This is a genomic window from Roseibium sp. MB-4, assembly GCF_053005265.1.
The window spans coordinates 530,238-551,497 of record NZ_JBRKQB010000002.1 but is presented as its reverse complement, the minus strand read 5'-3'; the positions used below and the strand labels follow the sequence as shown (position 1 = coordinate 551,497).

Annotated in this window: 18 protein-coding genes; 5 read left to right on the top strand and 13 right to left on the bottom strand. The window is 55.9% G+C overall.

Going from position 1 to position 21,260, the window contains the following annotated elements; translation table 11 throughout:
- The first annotated feature begins 127 nt into the window (after positions 1 to 127).
- Entirely contained in the window at positions 128 to 1,762 is a 1,635-nt protein-coding gene (locus ACVDG4_RS13605) for a methyl-accepting chemotaxis protein (protein ID WP_133946058.1), read from the top strand.
- Between the two features lie 289 nt (positions 1,763 to 2,051).
- Positions 2,052 to 2,354 (top strand): ATP-dependent Clp protease adapter ClpS, encoded by a 303-nt coding sequence (gene clpS / locus ACVDG4_RS13600; RefSeq protein WP_133947560.1) that lies wholly within the window; start codon positions 2,052 to 2,054, stop codon positions 2,352 to 2,354.
- 87 nt (positions 2,355 to 2,441) lie between these two features.
- Here the strand turns inward: clpS and ACVDG4_RS13595 are convergent, their stop codons facing one another.
- Positions 2,442 to 3,914 carry a coiled-coil domain-containing protein gene (locus ACVDG4_RS13595; RefSeq protein WP_447235456.1) on the bottom strand — a complete coding sequence of 491 codons (1,473 nt, stop codon included), beginning with the start codon at positions 3,912 to 3,914 and terminating at the stop codon, positions 2,442 to 2,444.
- A gap of 276 nt (positions 3,915 to 4,190) precedes the next feature.
- A complete protein-coding gene (locus tag ACVDG4_RS13590; RefSeq protein ID WP_447235455.1) occupies positions 4,191 to 5,342 on the bottom strand; it encodes a trypsin-like peptidase domain-containing protein in 1,152 nt (383 codons plus the stop codon).
- 490 nt (positions 5,343 to 5,832) lie between these two features.
- Here ACVDG4_RS13590 and ACVDG4_RS13585 point away from each other — a divergent pair, with 490 nt between their 5' ends.
- Together ACVDG4_RS13585 and ACVDG4_RS13580 are read left to right on the top strand one after the other, a co-directional pair.
- Positions 5,833 to 6,042, top strand: coding sequence for a cold-shock protein (locus tag ACVDG4_RS13585; protein ID WP_133946065.1), 210 nt, complete (start codon positions 5,833 to 5,835; stop codon positions 6,040 to 6,042).
- A gap of 118 nt (positions 6,043 to 6,160) precedes the next feature.
- Positions 6,161 to 6,400: a hypothetical protein gene (locus ACVDG4_RS13580; RefSeq protein ID WP_447235454.1), complete on the top strand. Its 240-nt coding sequence runs from the start codon at positions 6,161 to 6,163 to the stop codon at positions 6,398 to 6,400.
- Between the two features lie 1,204 nt (positions 6,401 to 7,604).
- Here the strand turns inward: ACVDG4_RS13580 and ACVDG4_RS13575 are convergent.
- The 6 genes from ACVDG4_RS13575 to ACVDG4_RS13550 all read right to left on the bottom strand — a co-directional run bounded on the left by ACVDG4_RS13575 (position 7,605) and on the right by ACVDG4_RS13550 (position 17,604).
- The gene (locus tag ACVDG4_RS13575; RefSeq protein WP_447235453.1) at positions 7,605 to 8,288 is read right to left on the bottom strand and encodes a hypothetical protein; all 684 of its coding nucleotides are present in this window, start codon (positions 8,286 to 8,288) and stop codon (positions 7,605 to 7,607) included.
- A gap of 393 nt (positions 8,289 to 8,681) precedes the next feature.
- Positions 8,682 to 11,732 carry an excinuclease ABC subunit UvrB gene (gene uvrB / locus ACVDG4_RS13570; protein WP_447235908.1) on the bottom strand — a complete coding sequence of 1,017 codons (3,051 nt, stop codon included), beginning with the start codon at positions 11,730 to 11,732 and terminating at the stop codon, positions 8,682 to 8,684.
- A gap of 200 nt (positions 11,733 to 11,932) precedes the next feature.
- Positions 11,933 to 12,841, bottom strand: coding sequence for an HNH endonuclease (locus ACVDG4_RS13565; protein ID WP_447235452.1), 909 nt, complete (start codon positions 12,839 to 12,841; stop codon positions 11,933 to 11,935).
- Between the two features lie 78 nt (positions 12,842 to 12,919).
- A complete protein-coding gene (gene betC / locus ACVDG4_RS13560) occupies positions 12,920 to 14,437 on the bottom strand; it encodes a choline-sulfatase (RefSeq protein ID WP_447235451.1) in 1,518 nt (505 codons plus the stop codon).
- A 267-nt stretch (positions 14,438 to 14,704) separates the two neighbouring features.
- Positions 14,705 to 17,167 (bottom strand): methyl-accepting chemotaxis protein, encoded by a 2,463-nt coding sequence (locus ACVDG4_RS13555; protein WP_447235450.1) that lies wholly within the window; start codon positions 17,165 to 17,167, stop codon positions 14,705 to 14,707.
- 137 nt (positions 17,168 to 17,304) lie between these two features.
- The gene (locus tag ACVDG4_RS13550; protein WP_447235449.1) at positions 17,305 to 17,604 is read right to left on the bottom strand and encodes an Rdx family protein; all 300 of its coding nucleotides are present in this window, start codon (positions 17,602 to 17,604) and stop codon (positions 17,305 to 17,307) included.
- Positions 17,605 to 17,745: 141 nt separating this feature from the next.
- Here ACVDG4_RS13550 and ACVDG4_RS13545 point away from each other — a divergent pair, with 141 nt between their 5' ends.
- Positions 17,746 to 18,558, top strand: a complete 813-nt coding sequence (locus ACVDG4_RS13545) for a phosphotransferase (RefSeq protein ID WP_447235448.1) — start codon at positions 17,746 to 17,748, stop codon at positions 18,556 to 18,558.
- A gap of 27 nt (positions 18,559 to 18,585) precedes the next feature.
- Here ACVDG4_RS13545 and ACVDG4_RS13540 read toward each other — a convergent pair whose 3' ends face one another.
- From ACVDG4_RS13540 to ACVDG4_RS13520, 5 genes are all read right to left on the bottom strand, one after another.
- Positions 18,586 to 19,587, bottom strand: coding sequence for a heparan-alpha-glucosaminide N-acetyltransferase (locus tag ACVDG4_RS13540; protein WP_447235447.1), 1,002 nt, complete (start codon positions 19,585 to 19,587; stop codon positions 18,586 to 18,588).
- 83 nt (positions 19,588 to 19,670) lie between these two features.
- A complete protein-coding gene (locus tag ACVDG4_RS13535; RefSeq protein WP_008188643.1) occupies positions 19,671 to 19,796 on the bottom strand; it encodes a hypothetical protein in 126 nt (41 codons plus the stop codon).
- A gap of 194 nt (positions 19,797 to 19,990) precedes the next feature.
- A complete protein-coding gene (locus ACVDG4_RS13530) occupies positions 19,991 to 20,461 on the bottom strand; it encodes a DUF3775 domain-containing protein (protein ID WP_447235446.1) in 471 nt (156 codons plus the stop codon).
- A 152-nt stretch (positions 20,462 to 20,613) separates the two neighbouring features.
- Complete coding sequence (locus tag ACVDG4_RS13525) at positions 20,614 to 20,865, bottom strand: hypothetical protein (RefSeq protein WP_447235445.1); 252 nt, start codon at positions 20,863 to 20,865, stop codon at positions 20,614 to 20,616.
- A gap of 49 nt (positions 20,866 to 20,914) precedes the next feature.
- Entirely contained in the window at positions 20,915 to 21,124 is a 210-nt protein-coding gene (locus ACVDG4_RS13520; RefSeq protein WP_447235444.1) for a hypothetical protein, read from the bottom strand.
- Positions 21,125 to 21,260 lie beyond the last annotated feature (136 nt).

Genomic DNA, 21,260 nt, shown 5'->3' with positions numbered 1-21,260 from the left:
CACCCTTGCATATATTCCCAATATTCGTGGGAGTTTTGTCTTGTTGAAAGAGGGTTTGCCTGCGTTCGATTAAGAGAAAATTTGCAGTCTATCGTTATACCTTTTCTGAACCTTATGGGGGAAGATTATGAAGTTCTGGCAATCTGTGAAATTCACCACGACGGTGCCAATCGTGGCCGTGGTAGCGGTGGCGTTTATCGCCTTCGCCTATATCACATCCTCTCAACGTGTAGCCGCTGTGCAGCAAGCGTTTGAGCAGCAAATAAGCATGAGTGCCAACCTAACGAACCAGGCTCTGGGAAATGCTATTTGGGATTTTGATCAGGACCTTGCAAACACACTGCTTTCGCCTTTCCTCGATAATCCGAATTTTTCCTGGGCCATTGTGCAGGAAAAGAATGGCGACGTTTTTGCCTCACTGATCCGGGATGAAGAGGCAGCCAACGAAGAACTCATTGGTCTCATCCCTGAAGAACTGCGTGGTGAAGACGCGGCAGCAACGACGACCTTCTTCTCCGACTACAACTATGAAATAGGTATCAAGCCGATTACGCGCGGAGAAGGTGATTCCGCCGAAAAGCTCGGCATGATGTACGTCGCGTTCGACATCTCTGCGATCAATACGGCGCGCAGTGAAGCGTTGATGACGGCGCTGGTCATTACAGTGATCGCGATCCTTGCTGTGTCCTTGGTACTGGTTGCATTGATCCGCCGGATTACTGGTCAGATCGGTACTTTGTCCGACACTATGGGAACTCTGTCGAACGGCAACTACGATATTGCCATCCCGTATGTCGAGCGTGTCGATGAAATGGGCCAGATGGCCCGTACGGTCGAGATTTTCCGGGACAACGGCCTTCGCCAACGCGAGCTGGAACAAGAGCAGCAGCTGAACATCGAGAACGAGCGCCGCCGCCAGACCGCGCTCGAAGAGATGATTTCTAGCTTCCGTGACGACAGTCAGCGCCTGTTGGAGCCCGTCTCGCATTCTACTGATAGCATGGCCAATATCTCCGGGATATTGATGGACCTTTCGACCACCAATACCGAACGGACAGCTTCTGTGGCTGCGGCAACCGAACAGGCTTACGCAAGTGTACAAACGGTCGCCTCGGCTTCCGAAGAACTGTCGGCGTCTATCAGTGAAATCTCCCGCCAGATCGGCGAGACGAGCGAAGTTGTCTCGACGGCCAATGACAAAGCGACCTCCGCCAATGAGCAGGTTGCAAGCCTTGCGGCATCGGCGCAGAAAATTGGCGCGGTTTTGCAGCTCATCCAGGAAATTGCGGAGCAAACCAACCTTCTTGCATTGAATGCGACTATTGAGGCAGCACGTGCCGGTGAAGCCGGCAAGGGCTTCGCGGTCGTGGCGGCTGAAGTAAAGGAGCTGGCAACCCAGACCTCGAAAGCAACGGAAGAAATCTCCGCTCAGATCAACGCTATCCAGGGCGCCTCGGCAGACTCGGTGGCAGCAATTGAGGAGATTGCCACTATCATGGAGCGTGTGAACGAGTTCACAAATTCCATCACTGAGGCGCTGGAGCAGCAAGGAGCTGCGACTGAGGAAATCAGCAGCTCGATCCAGGAAGTTGCGTCCGGCACCCGGGAAATAAGTGAAAACATGACCGGCGTGAAAGCCGCTGTTGACGACACAAGCGCGTCGGCGTCTGAAGTGTCTGTTACATCTTCGGAAGTTGCTGACAACACGCGTCAGTTGGCGACGCGGATCGACGATTTCCTGAAAACAGTGGCAGCTGCCTAAAGGCGATCACCCAGAACAGAGACAAGGGTCCCACGTGGTTCGCGTGGGGCCCTTTTCTTTGGGCGCCGGATTGTTGGTTTGGCTTCACAATTGTTTTTTGCAAGTACTGTTCTATAGTGATGAGACAGCAAAAATCGTGACGGTTGACAATTTGTGAGATGCGGTGTGTCTGGCACGCAGCATTTCCAGTTTTCGGTTCTCCGTGCATATGGCCGAGATCATGCCCTCTGCCAAGACTGCTCTAAAGGTCAGAAGATGTGGCGGCGGACACTATCCAAAAGGTAATTTCATGAGTGACTCTGATGTGAAATTACGCCTTAGCAAGCGAACCAAAACAGAGAAACCGAAGCTTTATAAAGTGGTGTTGCTGAATGACGACTACACTCCCCGGGAGTTTGTCGTGCTCATCTTGAAAGGTGAATTCCGTCTGGATAGCGCCCAGGCGGAAGTAGTCATGCTGACTGCGCATCAAAAAGGTGCGTGTGTCGTATCAGTTTATCCAAAAGACGTGGCCGAAACAAAAGCTACTCGTGCGATCGACGCTGCTGGGCGTCTTGGATATCCGCTACAGTTCAATGTTGAACCCGAATAAGGTGCTTGGGCGCGATCGCTCGGTTGCTTCGAATAAAACAACAAAAAACCCGGCTTAATGCCGGGTTTTTCGATAGTAGTCTTTTTATCAGTCCCGCAGCTTAACGACCTTATCGCTGCCCCCGCTCGGGCCGTCGTCATCTGGATTGCCGTCGTCCGGTTCTGCAGCACTTTCAAGAAGGTCATCGTCGTCATCCGCGACGGGAAGCGGATCGGTGATGCCAAGTTCCGCTGCTGGGTCAAAACTCTCGGTCAAGCCAAGCTCTTCAGCCGGCCCGCGGCCCTCCATCGCCATCTGGTAGTTGGCGATGACGGTTTTCAACTGCGCGATCTGTTCATTGGCCGTGTCGACCTGGATCTTGTACCGCTGCAGGCGTTTGTTTTCATCGACCAGATCTTCAAGATTGTCGGCGAATTTCTGGTTCTGGTTCCGCTGGTGGTTCAAATCGGTCAGCGCGGAGTTGTAACGCAGGTTGACCTCACGCAGCTTTGCTGTTGTTGCCATCAGCTCGTTGCGGTCTTTCTCGTGGTTCTTCTGAGCACTGTCGAGAAGGTGCTCGATCTCCTGCATCCGCTTGACGAGTTCGCGGTTCCGCTCCTTGATCGTCGAATTCTCGCGGGCCATTTCCTGCAAGGATTGGGCGCCAATCCGGCGCTGTGAGGAGAGGTTCTCGATCTCAGCGTTCAGTGCGTAAACTTCGTTGTCGTGTTTGCGCTGTTCTTCTTCCAAACGGGACTTGGCGTAGACAAGCTCCTGATTGGCGACATCAAGGTGCGACTTCAGATCGATGTTGTCGTTTCGGAAATCGATCAGCTCACGCTTGGCAGCTTCAAGTTCGCTGGATGCCTGATTGTTCTTGCGGACTTCCTCTTCCAAAAGCTGCGCGCTCTCGGAGAGGTTCTGCTGAAGTTCCTTCTCGCGGTGTTTGACAGCCTCAAGATCCGAACTCAGGCTTTCGGCATGCTTCTCCAGGGTTTCAAATTTGGCTTTGAGATCGTTCAGCCTGCCGGTCAGATCCGCAATTTGCGCATTGGCATCCACCAGCTTTGCGCTCTGATGACGGTACTCGTCATTGATCTTCTTGTTGTTGTCCCGGATCGTGACAATGTCGTTGCGAGCCGTTTCCAGCGCCGTGCGTGTTTCTGTTGAGCGCTTGCGCAGCGAATGAACTTCAGCCTGTGCGTCCTCCAGCTGGGTTGTGAGCGTTTTCACCTTGTGCTCAGCGTCCAGCAGGTCGGTCGAGATTTTGGCGTTTTCGGATTTCAGCCGGACCTCGGTCTCAACGCTGGCGCGTGAGCTCTCGATGTATTCAGCCATCATGCGGATGCTGGTCTGGCTTTCGGCAGCAAACGCGGCCATCTGGTCAAAGGTCTGGGTGAGCCCGCCGACACGGCCTTTCAGGCCATCCAGCTGGTTCATCTTTTCCTGCATTCTCAAGGCGAACGGTGACAGCTGTTCCACGTTGGAAGACGTGTCCTGCTCCGGTGTCTGTTCCGTTACGGTCTCGATCTTCTGGTCCAGGCCTTCGCCGGGGCGCGAGGATTTCGAGAAAATGCCCATTCCGTGCTCCTGAAGTGCCGCGAACGTCATCGGTTTCGCGGGATACGCAATACATTAAGCCTTTTTTAACCCAATTGAAGGGGCCGTACAACGACTCAGACAGTGCTGCCCACATTACACCGGTCAGTGTTAGCGTAAAAAGAAGGATATCCCCGGCATTTTAGCCAAAGTGCGCGAATGGTTAACGCATGAATTCAGGAACGAGGGGCTGCCTTTCTGGGAGCGAAACCGCAAATACACGGCCCAGAAAACCGTAGTCACTTGGAAGGCCGGGCGTCAGGCAATGTCGACGTAATAGGCGATGCCTTCGTAACTGAACTGACCCATCGTCTGGACGCTGTCTCTTTCTGCATCTACCGCAGTGTAGAAATGGTTGCCGGTCTCAGTGTTGAAGAACCGGTACAGCGCGGTGTTGCTGGCTGTGTCGCCCTCATAGGCCTGGTACGCAACTCCCTCGTAAATGAAAGCTGCATTGTTGTTGGTGACGTCTTCGCGCTCGGCTTCGCTTGCGGTGTAAAAATGCGTTCCGGTCTGGGTGTTGTAAAAACGATAGACGTTCACAAGGCTGGACAAGTCCGTGCTGGAGTTTGCGGACAGAAAGGCGACCCCTTCGTAAGAGAAGGAGGACGCATTCGCGATGACAGAATCCCGTTCTGCTGAGCTGGCAGTGTAGAAATGCGTTCCGGTATCTGTGTTGTAAAACCTGTAAATCGCGTTCTCGACTGTGGTCACGACCGGCGTCGTTGTCGTCGTGGTGTCCATGTAAACGTCGTTGCTGGCGATGTTGGATGTCAACCACGATTCGTGTCCGGCGACAGACGCCGCGGCCGCGCTGGTCGAAACAATGCCGACAACACTGACGTCGTTGACGCTGCCAGTGAAGATCGGGCCGCCACTGTTACCTGAATTGATTTCCAGGAAACTGGTGTCGACATAATTGTCGACGACATCCTTGTAGGCATAGCCGCTGTCGAAGGTCAGATTGTTGCCGTAGCGCCCCGGAAATCCGAGCACGCTGACATTTCCGCCCGTGTAGCTGTAGTTGATCCCGAACCAGCCATAGATATCACCAGCTGCCTCGCTGAGAGAGAGGAGGGCGATATCTTTCTCCGCGCCGCCGAGGGTGAAGGCGCGGTTGTCGCCGCTGTAGATCAGCCCGTCATTGTCGGGGTCAAAATCAGTGTAATAGTTGTAATAGGCAGGCGTGTAGAACGTTGGGTTGGAATCGTCCGGGTCATAAGAAAAATAGACCTTTACCTCATCGGCCAAGCCGCCCAACGTCGCGTCGTAAATGGAGTGGCTGGCGGTGAGAACGTCATTGCGGCCGACCAAAACGCCGGAGCTGACGAAAGACTGGCTGCCCCAGGTCGCGACAATATAGGCAACGGCCTGTCCAGGATAACTGTCGTCGTTCGCTTCAAATGACATGTCTTGGTCCGGTTAGGTCTTCTGATCTGTCGGGTTGCATCGTAGTACCAACCCGGCAGCGCGTCTTTTCTTCCCCGTGAGGTCGATGTGCCCGCGCTAGTGCGTCTTTTGTACTGATAATAGCGCGGATGTTAACAATCGCTGTAACCTGAAACACAGTTTTTACCTTGCGGGATCTATCCAGGGACGTTTTTGGGCCGTTTGTTTGATCCCACCCTATAATTGAAATGGATTTGCGCCAGACCATGTGCCCTGGGCAAGTTTCCCCGGACTGTCCGGCCTATTGCAAATAATTGAATTGCACTTGGCTTTTTGCCTTTATTAAACCTCAATTCTCCGCTAATGAATTGCGCATCGATATTGCTGACGAACTTTGTATCTGCGCAGGCGACTGCGAACTGAACGATCTTCCCTCTCAACGTCGACTTCACGCACGGACCGCGCAATGCGGGTCGGGCACTCTTCTATGACCGATTGAAAGGACATCGTTATGACCATCGGTACCGTTAAATTCTTCAACTCCACCAAAGGCTACGGCTTCATTCAGCCGGAAGACGGCAGCAACGACGTGTTCGTCCACATCTCCGCTGTTGAGCGCGCTGGCATGGCAACTTTGAACGAAGGTGACAAGGTCAGCTTCGAAGTTGTTCAGGACCGCCGTTCCGGCAAGTCCGCAGCCGACAACCTGTCCGCTGCCTGATTTGGTAACAATGTCCGCTCTACCGGATCACCGAGAGCGGCATTTTACATGAGTTTCAAAAGCCGGGGCATGTGCTCCGGCTTTTTTGTTTCCAGCAGACGGAAGGTTGCTTGCTCCCATGACGAAGCCCCTGACACGCGACACGCTGTTCAAACCGCAGAGGCCGACTGCGGCGACCAAAGCGGAAATCACGAAACAGGTCTCGATGGACCTTACCCAAGTCGAAACTGATTTGCGCAATGCCAAAACCGCGAAGCTGAAGCAGGCTCGCCTTGAACGGGACGCTCGGCTAGCGGAAGATGCCAAGGCGGCGGTTGCCTCAAAACCTGGTAAAGCTGCGAAAGCTCGCAAGCTCTGAAGCCAACTGAACTCGCTCCCCAGTGTTATTTGCCTTAAAGAGTTGAGTTGAAAAGACGCTCTTCTCCATCACCTTGGTCCAGGCACGGGCCGGGACGCCACACATCAGAAAACGCCAGCACAAAAGCCGCCGCGAGGATTTCCTCCGGCGTTTGGCTCAAGATACCTCCCGTTGGTCACAGGAGTGGCGGGGCGCGTCAGGCCTTGCCTGCGCAGCAGATGTAAAAATACGTTTCTTCGGCAAAGGCTGATCCGCCCCGCCCGGGCCTTCAAGAGGATCCGGCTTGCTCTTCAACGGACCAGCGGGAGATTTGTCTCGTGTTCCCGTGTCAGGAAAACACCCGCCCTCCACAGTCGCTGGCGTTTTTGAGGCGCGGCGGCAACTGCCTGCCGCCGTCTCGCGCGGATCCTTGTCCGGTGCGCGGATCGTTACCCCGCCGCCCCAGACCAGCCCGGCCTGCTCCCTTCCAAGGGACGGTCCCCCGGAAAGCCTAAGTGAACAGGCACGCGAGAAGTATATTGGCAGGGTGAGGGAGCGTGGATAAGATTTCTGTGTGTCAGGAGGCAGCTTCTCCGTCTCCGCCGTTCCGGACTTGATCCGGGACCTGTTTCTCTAGTGTTGGTCTCTGACTGGGCTTGCTTGTCCGCGATCCGATCTGGAGGGGTCTTCCCCTTGGTCCCGGCTCGGAGGCCGGGACGGCGCAGAGGGCACATCCTAACCACATCCTCCCACGTCATCCCCGGCTTGAAGAGCCTGTCCCCGACTTGATCGGGGAGGTAATCCATGCCGTGAGGTGCCCATCCGATCAGCATTGCTTGTGGCGAGGAAACGGTGTGGATCCTCGGGTCACGCCCGAGGATGACGGAGTGGGCGAGGGCATGTCCACAGTGTCAGGCCGTCACCCCGGACCTGATCCGGGGTCTACTCGTTTCCAGAGCAGCAAAGATCGTTTGCAGCTAAAACCACGCCTGTCAGCGTCATTTTCGCTTCGAGCAGAGATCTATGCCGTGAGGTGCCTACCCGATTAGCCGTGTTTGTGGCGGTGGAGCGGAGTGTATCCCATGGCTAGGCCACGGGATACAAGTGTCAGCGCGTTTTGGCACATGCAGCTGATTTTTCGCACGACCGCGCCGGATCAGATTTACTGCTGAGTAAGTAGAGCGGGAGTCTTCGGACCTTCAACTCCCTTGCTGGATTGGATCGCTTACTTGTAAAGCCTACCCGCAACTGCAAATATTTTGTTTTGCACTCTTCGAGACGGTTCATCTTCAATTTCAAACTCGAAATCAGTTGGTCCAAAAGCAAAACTGGCTTTCCCGAAACCTCCGCCTGAGACAGTCTCTACATTGTACGCGGTGGCGACCGCTGTAGCTACGAAGTATGGTTTGTTTTTTGGGAGCACTTTGCCTGAGCAGCCGGATGCGACGTTATTAATAATCCACTCTGCAGATCTTGATGAGTCCCCAGATAGAACACGTTTCACTTTGTACCCAGACACCTTTATTTTTCTATAGGGTCTCTCGATAGCCGATCCAAGTATATTAACTCTGACATTTATTCTTTCGATTGAATCTTCTATTATTTCTGTTTTTTCGTCAATAACCTCGGTCCTCATATTACTTATTGCGATTTGTTGGGAGGTATCAAACTCGCATATCTGGAACATCTTTCCGTCCGGCTTTACATTGTATATGCCTGGTGTTTTTATAAATGAAAGCTTAAAAGGGTCTACTGAATACACTTGTTCATCGGCATTTTGTAGTATTTTTTCTGCTACAGTTTCAGTAACTTGACGGCTAATTCTTGAAGTGTTTTCTCCAAGGTTCCGCATAAACTCGCAACCTGATACAGTTAATGAGATCAGGATAACTAATACTATTGGTTTCATTGAACCCCCCGCTCTAAGTTAGAGTATGTCGCCTAAATTTAGGAGAATTAACTAACCCTAGGAGTTCTGTGAATGTCAATAAAAGGTTGTTAACCTAATAAATACAACCCATATTTCTACTTTGGGTTGTTACTTCTCCGAGTAATTCGCCTTCCGTCGATCTAACAGTAACAATCTGAATCACATTCATCTTCAAATGTTAGAGGGCGCATTATTGCCCGTTTTGTCGAGATAATCCTGACGATCGTTAGTTTCTTCAAAATTTCCATACTTTCCAGGAATTGGAGGGAGCGCACGACGGATGCCGCATAGAACTGGTTCTTTATCGCAATCAGTCAAAGCAGATGGGAAAATCGCATCGATCAGATAGTCGGGAAGACTTTTGTATCGGCTCTACCGCCCCGGCCGGCCGCTCTTCTTCGGCCGGCCGCGGCGTTTTTTCTCGTCCACCGGATCCTCATAGGACCCCACGCCGATCTTGCCGCGCGGGGTGTGATGCGGGGCGTCTTCGGCCTGGACGATTGGGGCAGGCTTCTGCGGCAGCGGGCCCTTGGGCATCGGAACTTCGGTCCGCGCGTTGGTCATCTCGTCCAGGGTTGGCTTGCGGGCTTTTGATCTTGCGGCCCGGTCCTTCGCCGTTTCCTTCTTCTTGCCGCTGGCGCCTTCCTTGGTGCCGCCAGCGCCGAATTTCTTGTCGCCCTTGTAGCCGCCGGTGGCCCCAGAAACATCCGATTGCCGGGCCATGGCGTCGTCGGCGACGGCCAGTTCGGTTTCCTGCAGGCGCTTGATTTCGTCGCGCAGGCGGGCCGCGGTCTCGAAGTCGAGATCGGCGGCGGCATCGCGCATCTGTTTTTCCAGATCGGAGATGTGGGCCGCCAGGTTGTGGCCGACCAGCGAGCCTTCCTCGGCGAACCCGGCATCGACAGTGACGTGGTCCTGCTCGTAGACGCTTTCCAGAATGTCGCCGATGGAACGCTTGACGCTCTCCGGCGTGATGCCGTGCTCGGCATTGTAGGCGAGCTGCTTGTCGCGGCGGCGGTTGGTTTCCGCAATCGCCCGCTCCATGGAGCCGGTCATCTGGTCGGCGTAAAGGATCACCTTGCCGTCCACATTCCGCGCCGCGCGGCCGATGGTCTGGATCAGCGAGGTTTCGGAGCGCAGGAAACCTTCCTTGTCCGCATCGAGGATCGCGACCAGCGCACATTCGGGAATGTCGAGGCCCTCGCGCAACAGGTTGATGCCCACGAGCACGTCGAAGGCGCCGAGGCGCAGATCCCGGATAATCTCGATCCGCTCCAGCGTGTCGATGTCGGAGTGCATGTAGCGCACACGCACGCCGTTTTCATGCAGGTATTCGGTGAGATCCTCGGCCATGCGCTTGGTCAAGGTGGTGACCAGCGTGCGGTAGCCTTTTTGGGCAACCTCGCGCACTTCGCCCAGCAAATCATCGACCTGGGAGGAGGCGGGGCGGATGTCGATCACCGGATCGACGAGACCGGTCGGGCGGATGACCTGTTCGGCAAAGACGCCGCCCGCCTCTTCCATTTCCCACGAACCCGGGGTGGCCGAGACCGCGACGGATTGCGGCCGCATGGCGTTCCATTCCTCAAAGCGCAGCGGACGGTTGTCCATGCAGGACGGCAGACGGAAGCCGTATTCGGCGAGCGTCGCTTTCCGGCGGAAGTCGCCCCGGTACATGGCGCCGATCTGCGGAATGGTCACATGGCTCTCGTCGGCGAAGACGAGGGCGTTGTCGGGCAGATATTCAAACAGGGTGGGCGGCGGCTCGCCCGGCTTGCGGCCGGTGAGGTAGCGCGAATAGTTCTCGATCCCGGCGCAGGAGCCGGTCGCCTCCAACATTTCCAGATCGAACATGGTGCGCTGTTCCAGCCGCTGGGCTTCCAAGAGGCGGCCATGGGCGTTCAGCTCTTCCAGACGGCCTTTTAGCTCGGTCTTGATCGACTTGATGGCCTGCTGCAGCGTGGGTTTCGGCGTCACATAGTGCGAGTTGGCGTAGATCTTCACCGACTTCATGTCGCCGGACTTCTTGCCGGTCAGCGGGTCGAACTCGGTGATCTGCTCGATCTCGTCGCCGAACAGGGAAATCCGCCAGGCCCGGTCCTCATAGTGCGCCGGGAACAGCTCGATGGTGTCGCCGCGCACCCGGAACGTGCCGCGCTGGAAGGCGGCGTCGTTGCGCTTGTATTGCAGGGCCACCAGATCGGCGATCAGCTGGCGCTGGTCGATGCGCTCGCCGACCTCGATGGCGAAGGTCATCGCCGTATAGGTCTCGACCGAGCCGATCCCGTAGATGCACGACACGGAGGCGACGATGATAACGTCGTCGCGCTCCAGCAGCGCGCGGGTTGCCGAGTGGCGCATCCGGTCGATCTGCTCGTTGATCGAGCTTTCCTTCTCGATATAGGTGTCCGTGCGCGGGACGTAGGCCTCCGGCTGGTAATAGTCGTAGTAGGAGACGAAATACTCGACCGCGTTGTCCGGGAAGAAGCTCTTGAACTCGCCGTAGAGCTGGGCCGCCAGCGTCTTGTTGGGAGCCAGGATCAGCGCCGGGCGCTGTGTGCGCTGGATGACCTGCGCCATGGTGTAGGTCTTGCCGGAGCCGGTGACGCCGAGCAACACCTGGGTCTGCTCGCCGCCATCAACACCCTCCACCAGTTCGGCAATGGCGGTTGGCTGGTCGCCCTTCGGTTCATACTCGGAGGCCAGATTGATCGGCACGCCGCCTTCGGATTTTGCCGGACGCTCCGGACGGTGCGGCACCCACAGTTCGCCGTTCTTGTGCAGCGGGTTGCCGCTTTCGATCAGCGCAGACAGGGCCTCCACGGTCGCGGTCGCGCCCTGATTGCCGCCGAGCTCGCCATAGCGGCCATCGGCAGCGGATTTCTTTTTGTTGTCTTTCTTGTGCTGCTTGAGCTTGGCTTCGAGTTCCTCGGCCTCCTCCAGCGACATGTCCATGCCGGCCACCGGATTGAGACCTCCGGCGGCGCGTTCGCGCGCCGTGTCCGCCTTGCCCATACTGGTGCCACGGGCGGATTTTGTGGGTTTCTCCTTTTTTGCGCTCGCGGCCCGACGCGCTTTAGCGCTGGCCTGCGCGGGCGCGTCCTGACCGGACGACGGCCCGTCGGCCTTGCCTTCGCTTGGCTCAGGATATGTCCCACGTGCTTTCGCGCCCTTGGGCGACAGCTTGGCCTTGCGGCCTTCCTCAACATTGGCGGCAACAGACCCGTCCCCTCCGGCCCGCTCGCGCTCCTTCGAGGAAGTCCGGGCCGTGCGTTTGGACGATCCGGGCGCGCCCGGTGCCAGCTCTGCGAGCTTCGACGGATCCTTGATCTTGGATTTGGAGGGGGGCGTCGGCTTTTCCGCTTCCTCTGCAATCTCAGCTGCCCAATCGGATATCGAGCCGGAAAGGGGCGCGCCAGACAGAGGTTTTTGGGGCGCTTCGCCGAAACCGTCCGGTGTTTGCGGGGCAGGCGTTTTTGGATCGTCAGCGGAGGATTTCGGGGGGCGTTTGCTCATGGGCTGCAATATGGTCCGACTCCTCGCCCGAGAAAACCCCTGCGTTGCGGCTTTGTTCCAGTTTCTCAGACTTCTTGCCAGTCTCCTGACAGGAGGGTGTCAGGAGGTTATGCTTTGAATTTGTTGTTGCGGTGCCAATCCAAATAATGAGGGTGCGGTCGATACACCGGATTCTCTGGAATCCGCGCTTTCATGTCTGGGTGCAGCAAATGTGAAACATCATAATTCAGCTGGCGAGATGCCAAAATCTCGTAGTCGTCAGATAATGAGAGCAATCCGCGATCGAACATCCAATGAACTGTGCCGGATAATGCAATCCCATTCTGAACGGAGTCATTCCCACCGTCTTCGACTGGGATAATGTGGCACGCTTCGACTTCCGGGCGGCCTCCACCATTGATCAGGCGGAGCCCGGTAAACGCACATGTCCGATCATAAAGCTCTCGGATGTGTTTTCTGAACTTAGCGTCTCGGAAAGGTCGATTTATTAATTGACTAACGATATCTCGCCCGGATTCCGGCCAAATAAATGGAGATTGATTTTCTTCTGAAAACCCAACATCTGGTGCTTGGTCCAACGTTGCGTCCTTTCTTGGAGGCCACTCCTCGGGTGCCGAGAGGCCGGCGTTAATCAGTGAAACAAACTCATGTTTTTCCAGAATTCGAACAGCTTGTACCGTATATCCGCCATTCGGTTTCCCATCCGGTTTCAAAAGCTTTTTCTCGTATCCGCCATCTTCTGAGTACTCTAGAGGGCGATCAAAGTCCAAGTATGTACATGCTTGCATGTTCGCGTAGTAGTGATTATCTTTTTCGTTGTCTTTTGAAATACTTTCAGTAAGTGCGATCGCCGAGTAATACCTGCTTGGCATACCTTTCACTGGCCCGTAGTATACGATCCAGTCGCCAACTGTTTGTTGGACCCGCGATAGATACTGCTTAGGAAAGTGATATTTTGTGGCTGGATCGTCGTCGTAAATGCTGTTGTGTTTATGATAGAATACTGCGTTGACCATTGTTCGATATATCTTTGAATTATCTGCATATTCAAACTATACAATCCTGGGTATATATCAATCTGAAAGTGCACCACCTCACTCGCCCCTTGGATAGCGCTGGCCTTCCTCGACTTCGTTGAGGTCCATGTGGTTGCGCATGTAGCGTTCGGAGGCTTTTTGCAGGGGCTGGTAGTCCCAGGGGAAATAGGCGCCATTGCGCAGGGCTTCATAGACGATCCAGCGGCGGGCCTGCGATTGGCGGACCTCAGCGTCAAAGGCGGACATGTCCCATGTTTCCGAGACATGTTTGGCAAAAGCCGTGGCCGTTTCGGAATGTGCGGGATCGTTTGCTAGATTGGTCAGTTCGTTCGGATCGTCCGCAAGGTTGAACAGTTGGGGCGGGTCGAGTTCGCAATGGATGTATTTCCAATCCCCGTCCCGGATGCCGACCAAAGGCGCGTAAGAGGCTTCAGCGGCATATTCCATGAGAACCGGTTCGGCCCGAGCCGCGCCCTTGGCAAGCGGGACGAGGCTGGTGCCGTCCGTCCAGGGCATGATCTCGCTCATATCGATGCCGGCAAGATCGCAGACCGTCGGCAGGACATCGAGGGTGCTGACCGGTGCGGTTTCCAGATGCGGGGACAGGTCCTTGTCGCAGATCATCAAGGGCACGCGGGAAGACCCTTCGAAGAAGGTCATCTTGAACCACAAGCCGCGTTCGCCGAGCATATCGCCGTGATCGGAAACGAAAAGGATCGTGGTGTCGTCCGCCAGATCCATGGCGTCGAGGGCTGCCAGGATTTCGCCGATCTTGTCATCCAGATAAGAGATGTTGGCGAAATAGGCCCGGCGCGAGCGGCGGATATCGTCTTCGGTGATGTCAAAGCTGCGCCAGTCATTGGCATCGAAGATCCGTTTGGAATGGGGATCGTGATCCTCATAAGCCTTGGCTGGAACCTCCGGCAGCAGATGCTCACATTCCTCGTAAAGGTCCCAGTATTTCTTGCGGGCGACATAAGGGTCATGCGGATGGGTGAAACTGACCGTCAGGCAGAACGGGCGGTCGTATTTACCCCGCCCGTAGTCATAGATCTTTCGGACCGCCTGGAAGGCAACGTCGTCGTCATACTCCATCTGGTTGGAGATTTCCGCAACGCCGGCCCCGGTGACGGAGCCCATGTTGTGATACCACCAATCGATCCGCTCTCCCGGCTTGCGGTAGTCCGGTGTCCAGCCGAAATCGGCCGGGTAGATGTCCGTGGTCAGGCGCTCCTCGAAGCCGTGCATCTGATCCGGGCCGACGAAGTGCATCTTGCCCGACAGGCATGTCGTGTAGCCCGCCCGCCGCAGATGATGCGCATAGGTCGGAATGTCGGATGCAAACTCCGCAGCATTGTCATAAACGCCCGTGCGGCGCGGCAGCTGACCAGACATGAAACTGGCCCGCCCCGGGGCGCACAGCGGAGAGGCCGTGTAGCTGTTTTGAAACCGGACAGAGCGCCCGGCGAGTGCCTTCAGATTTGGGGCGTGCAGGAAATCCGCCGGGCCGTCGGGAAACAAGGTGCCGTTCAGCTGATCGACCATCAATATCAGGATGTTTTTCTGTCCGGCCATTTTGTTTCTCCGAGCTTACGAAAGGTCATGGAAGAAACTTGTCCGTTATTTTGATTGAGTGATCAATCAAATCCGACCGGTGTTTGTGTCATTTGGACTCGGCGCAGCGAGATCCAGCATCTGGGGCGAGAGCGGTGACCGCTCAGAAATGATAGAATTTCGTGCCGGAAAGGCGGATGTTTTTGCCACCTCTCCTAATGCTTGCCCGATTTGCGGAACGTTGCGCTTCTGGTGATGCGGGCATTGCAGTTGTTTTAGCGCAGGCTATCAAGCCGCGGCGACGTCTTTCAGGAACCTGTCGATCCGTTGGGTGACACCATCCAGTTCCCGCGTGGCCTCATCCGCGATGGATTCAACCTGTGCGGCGGACTGGCTGGTTTCACCGGAGCCGCGGGAGAGATCTCCGATTGTTTCGGAAACGCTGGCCGTTTGACCGGCTGCCTGTGTCACACCGGAAGAGATCTCGGAGGTGGCGCCAGCCTGCTGCTCGACGGATGCCGCCATGGCAGCTGCGGTTTCGTTGACCTCGTCCATCATGGTCATGATTTCCGTAATCGCTGCCACGACAGCTTCAGTGGATCCTTGGATTTCCGAGACCTGACCGGAAATCTCATCGGTTGCCTTCGACGTCTGCGTCGCCAGTTCCTTGACTTCCGCTGCGACCACGGCAAAGCCTTTGCCGGCATCGCCGGCACGTGCGGCTTCAATTGTCGCGTTGAGAGCCAGAAGGTTGGTTTGTTCCGCAATGTCCTGAATGAGCTGGATCACGGCACCGATCCGTTCGGCTGCGGCCGACAATCCCTTGATCTGATCATTGGACGTCCGGGTCGCTTGGGTGACGTCTTCAACGCGGCCGAGGGTGGCGTTGACTTGCCGCCCGGCTTCCTGGACGGAGGCTGAAAGTTCCTCCGTTGCAGCCGCAATCGTCTGGACGTTGTCGCTTGCCTGGCTTGAGGCATGGCTGACGTTTTCGCTTTTGTCCGTTGTTGAACGGGCAATTTCAGTTAGATGTTCGGCGGTGTCTTCAAGCTGTCGCATGTTGCCATTGACGGAGGTCAGGGCGGCTTCAATATCAGCTCTGAACTCGGTAACCAGTGCATCGACAGCCTGCTGGCGTTTGAGCGCGGTTTCCGCATCGCGTTGGGTCTGTTGCTCCAGTTCGACACGCTCCACTTCGCGATCCCGGAAGGTGCCGACCGCGCGGGCCATGTCTCCGATTTCATCCTTACGGCTATCGGCGGTCAAGTCGAGGTCGGTTTGACCCTCTCGCAGTTGCCGCATGGCGTTGGTGAGGGATCGGAGCGGACGAATGATCGCGCCTGACAAGAGAACGACAAAACCAACACCAATGACCAATGCGACCAGCAGGGCGATAGAAATCTGCGTTCGGGCAGTGGCTGCTGAGGAGACGGCCGTCAGACCCGCGGCCCGGCTGATGGTGCTTGCCTGTTCGCTCAATGCCGAAGCTGCGGTTGCAAATTGGGCTTGCCCGGTCTTCTGTGCATCGCTGTTCGTAACGACATCAGCAAAGGTTGCGCGCAGCACCGGCAAAGCTTCGCCGCCGGCGGTCACAAGTGTGTTCAACGGGCCGTTGAGGAGATCCAGAAAGGCCGTGTCAGACGTGGATTGCAGGGACGACTGCCGGATGCCCTCCAGGGCGTCCAGCTGGGTTTCGGTTTCGCCGAGGTAAGTCTGAAAGGCGGCACTCGAAGCTTCTGAGGACGTGGTCAGGTACTCTGCATAGGCGCTGCGCACGCCAAGGACATTGCGGGCCACGCCTTGCGTAAAGTTGGACAGGAGCGCGATGTCTGCGGTCGCTTTGTCGAACCCGCGCAATTCCGCCGTCAGCTCCTCAATTGGCGCTTCGGCTTCTGCGATGATCGTTGTCGTGAGGCCGACGAGTTGTTCTACAGCCGGTTGGAAGGTTTCGGACCAAACCGCAGCGGTCCCGCCGCTGGCACCGGCCTTCAGGTGCGCTTTGATTTGTTTTTCAAACGCTTTACCCGCCTTAGTGAGATCCTTGACGGAGGCTCTGAGCGTTTTTGTCTTCACGGTACGCCGGACAGCCTTGGCGTCCTTGTCCAGCGCCTTGACACGCTCAGAAAGCGCTTTGGCGTTTGCCTTGTCCGGTGCGTTGACAAAGGCTTTGGTTTCCTGCTCCAGAACGATCGCGGCGATCCGCATGTTTGCAAGACGCGGGGCGACCTTGGAAAGGTTGTTCATCTTGCCTTCGTTGTTGAGAGCAAGACCAAGACGGTAAGCTTCCAAGGCCTTGTACTGTTCAAACACCTGGTTGGTCGTTTCAACCAGGCCAGACGTCAAACCATCAAGATTTGAAATCGCTTCATCACGCGCACTTCTGGTATTTTTCAGATTGCGGAAGCTTTCTTCCAGCTCGCTAACAGCCAAGGTCAGCTGCTGCGCGGCCTCTGGTTTGTTCCGGGCCAGTTCATCGCTGCTTGCAGATAATGTGTTGATGCTCGTTTCAACCACACTGGCGGTCTGCTCAGTGCCGTCGCGCCCGAACGCTTCGGCACCTGCAAGCAGTGGCGGGATATCTCCCAGAAGATCACTTGCCGCCTTTGAGGTTGTGACGGACTCTTGAACCTGGCTCGCGGCGAGGTATCCGCCGGCACCGACCCCGACGGAGCACAAGAGCATTGCGCCAAAGCCGATCTGAAGTTGTGTTTTGATCGGCCAGTTCAAGAACGACATATTTGGCAAGCGCATTGGGCGGGCCCCAGTCCAGTCTGAAAACGCCTGCAAGTGTGCCGGAATGGATTTAACAAGATCCGAATTTTAGGCAATTTTGCCGAATATTTTGCGATTTCTGCTTGTCTACGGGTTTCTACCCAGGCGGGAATATCCTACGCGCGACTGCCGGGTGTGTCTGAATGCCCCAGATCCTTGTCCGGCCACAGCAAATCGCGAAGCCGTTGTTTCAGGATTTTGGCCTCCGGAAAGCCGCCGTCGGTTTTTCTGTCCCAAACCGGCGTGCCGTCACATGTGATGGTGAATATCCCGCCTGTGCCGGGAACAAGTGTGACGGCGCCTGCCTCTTCAGAAAAGGTCGACAGGATTTCCTGCGCCATCCACGCCGAGCGGAGCAGCCAATTGCATTGGCGGCAATAGGTGATGATGATATGGGGCGCGGGGATATCCTGCATGGGACCTCGTTCAATTCTTCGGTCAGACGTCAAAGGCTCTTCTTGCCACATTCCTCCACAATGACACCAGCCGGCCCATCAGCGGTTTTGGAGAAAGTTCTGCAAGACAATTCAGATCTCCAGGCTGTTCTCGGAGAGGTTTTGTCTGCAGAGCGGAAGGATGGTCTTAGCAATCAGGTTTTGCGGATCTCGGCTCAGGAGGGCGTGTTCTTTTTGCGTATCGGTCAGGCCGGATCCGAAGCATTGGTGGACCGGTTTGCAGAGGCCCACAATTTGCAATTGGCCGCCGATCTGGGCGTTGCCGTTTCGCCCGTGTACATGGATCCAGACGGCGGGCTATTGCTTACGCGGGCTCTTGAAACCCGCCAATCAGAGAAAAAAGACCTCCCGGACATGCTGGGACAAGAGCTCGCCCGGCTCCATAATTCAAAGCTGAAGTTTGAGGGGGAGATCAATCCGCATACGACCTACGCGGCGCTTCGGAGGCGGATTTCTGAGACGCTTGATGGCAATCCAGACTTGTCGCTGTCGAAGGAAGTTTTGGCCGTCCTCCCTGACCTCGATCGGCTGATGGCAGATGTGGGTTTGCAAAGCCAATTGGTGCTGGTGCCGAGCCATGGAGACTTATCTGAAGGCAACTGCCTACTGGCTGACAACCGTCTCTGGCTGATCGATTGGGAGTTTTCCGGTATGGCGGACCCTTGCTGGGATCTTGCTTACGCCATTCAGGAAATCGGATTTGACGCGGAAGCTGAGCGGCGGTTTGTGACTTCCTACGAATCCGGGCAACACCGACCCATTGACCGGGCCGCTTTGGAGGTCATGAAAGCGCGGTGCGATGCCATTTCAGCTCTATGGGCAGTTGTTCAGCTTCTGGACAGGCGCGACCCGGCAACATTTGCACCTTTTGCGCTGGAACGCGCGGCCCGTGCCCTGAAACAGAAACCGGTATAGCAGACGTATGAAACGCCACAGTACCGTCTAATCGATCGTATCGGTTCCAGGGGCTGCGAGGCAGGCGCTGTAGAGCTGGTTCATGCGTGTTTGCAAATCCGGGTCCTGTGGCGTGTTGAGCAGCGGTTCCCAGATGTTTTCCGACTTCAAACCATCAAGCGTGCAGCGGCATGCGGCAATACAGAGTGCTTCGTTCTCGATGCTTGTCGTGCAGCTTTGCGCGCAATTGGTCTGAAAGCTGCGGCTGGTCCGGTCCATGTTTGGTCCCAGCAACGTCACACTCCAAACCAGACCATAAAGAAGCGGTTGATGCAGAAGGTAGATCGGCAGGGAATGGCGACCCATCCATCTAAGCGCCCGGCCTGCTAGACCGCCGAATTCCATCTGCTTGAGGGGTTTCATGAGGGCGGATTGGCGAATGGCCTTTGACAGCGCCACACCTAAAAGAGTTGCCCCGGTCCACGGCGCGAGCGGGACATAATCGACGCTGGGCACAGTTGGAGTGCCAAGGCCGGTCCAGAGCCAAATCTCACCATCAAACACACTCGAGGATGCCCAGTGCGGCAGGGTGAGGATGATCGCGCTGGCAACCAGGGCGTAGAGCAGCGGGAAACGCGTGAAGGGCAGAGCGATCAGACTGGAAACAGCGATGCAATGCAGAATGCCGAAACGGACAAAGCTGTCTCCAAAGGCAAAATAGGTGCCGATCGACACACAGGCTGCGGAAACAGTGATAAGCGCAAAGCGTTTCCAGAAGGAGCGCCAGCGGATCTCTTTGTGATGCGCGAGATCCAGGCTGACCCCGACCAGGATCAGGAAGCTGGCAGCGATCGAGACGGCAAACGCGCGCCAACCAGGAGCCCCTCCGACATCCCAGTCAACAAAGGCAAACCACGAGAGATCCCACGAAAAATGGTAGATCGCCATGGCAACAATTGCCACGCCGCGGGCCAAATCAAGAACGGCAAGGCGGCCTTCGTGCGTCGATGGCACACCGCTGGATGGATTGTTTATAGAGGGTTGTGTCATGGCTTCCGATCAACGTTCGCCCATGACCAATAAGCTGAAAGGCTGGAGATGCAAGCCGGTCGGTGTGTTCGACCAGGACAGCCCTAGCTGTTGAATGCCATGATCAATGTCGTGACCAGTGCGGCCGCCCCGAATATTGCCCCAACAAACGGCCAGGGTGACGGTCTTTGTGTCGCAAAGATTTCCTGATTGACCGGATCACGCAGCATTCACACCACCCCTTCGATCACCACAACTGCGCCCGAGGTTGCTGCATAAATTCCGCGGCGAAAAGATGGTAAACGAGATCTAAAGATGTTTTCCCAAGGAAAACGTCAAGCTGTGGACTGCGCGAAAACGATCCGGAAAACGGATTGACTCAAGCCAAGTTGCTGGCCCGCTAAAAGCTTTTCTGGGGGAGCGCTTAAAGAGAGAGAGAATCCAGACCGGCTTCTAGGTGATCAGCGAGCAACGGCATGCCGAGGAGATAAGAAGCGGTTGAGCCGACCGCCCGATCCTTGGCTTCTTGAACAGCTTGCGAGAAGTCTTCTGCCTCGAAATCCCCCCGGCCGATCCAGGTGATGGCGACAAGCTCCGCAGCTTCGTCGACGTTCAGGTCTTCCAAGAGTTCGCGCAATTCCTCATCAGAGAGATTGTCGCTTTCTTCTTCCGCCAGACCGTCGTGGCCGTGAGCTTCTTCCAGGGTGTCGGCGTCAAACTCGACGTCCCCCTCATGACCATCTTCAAACGTATCGGCAGTGGTTTCTGCAACCGCGCGGGCCTTTTGCGCCAGCATCCGTACAGTGTCAGCCGAGAGAGAAAGATCGATGTCCATGGCAGCCTCCGAAGAACTGACTTCTTTATCGATCCACTTTTGTCCGTTGGCAATGGCCATGGCCTAATTTCCTGTTTCTCAAGTATTCCAACAGGAGGTCCTTGTGGCATTGCGCTTGGAACCTCCATACCAGATGACTGTATCTGGAGGTCCTGTTCATGGCCTTGATCGGTATCAACGCATTGTGGTGTGTCCACCTGAACCCAAAGATCTTATTTGCTCACTTCGGAGGGCAGCGGCTGTGTCAGGGCAGGGATGGTGGTGCCCGGTGTTGTCGTGTCTTTTGCCTCAGATCCCGCAATAGCGGCGGCTGCGGTCAGGATTGCCGCCAAAAATATGCCGAGGCAAATAGCCTGCAACAGGGGGCGGGCGTCCTGCAGGTCTCTGGACCTTTTCCGGGTTACTTTCTGAGGTTCGTGATTTTGGGTTTGAAAATCAGCTGATTTTGCGTGTGTGTCTGTCATGACAGCCTGTCTTTTTCTTTGGAATTGGGGCTGCAAATCGTGAGGGCGGTTAGTCTGTAAAATCGCGGAACAGGCGGGTGCCGAGCATCCGGGTCAGTTGCGCCATTAGGATCAGCGCCAAAAACGGCAAGGCGGCGGCTGGTTCCGGAACAATGGCCAGCAACGTCAAAAGCACTGCTGCCGATCCGAACAATATCGCCAGTACGGCGACATGGCGGTCTTCGTTATGGCGTTCAGATTTCTGGGTGCGTTCCAACATTCTGGCCTCCGCAGTTTCAACGGATGCACATTCCAATCAAATTGCGCCGGGAGACCGTCTGCTCTTGGGCTTTGCTGGTGCCATTTCGTGACATTTGTGGGGCGCTGCAAAACACCGGTTTCTTGCAGTTGGATAC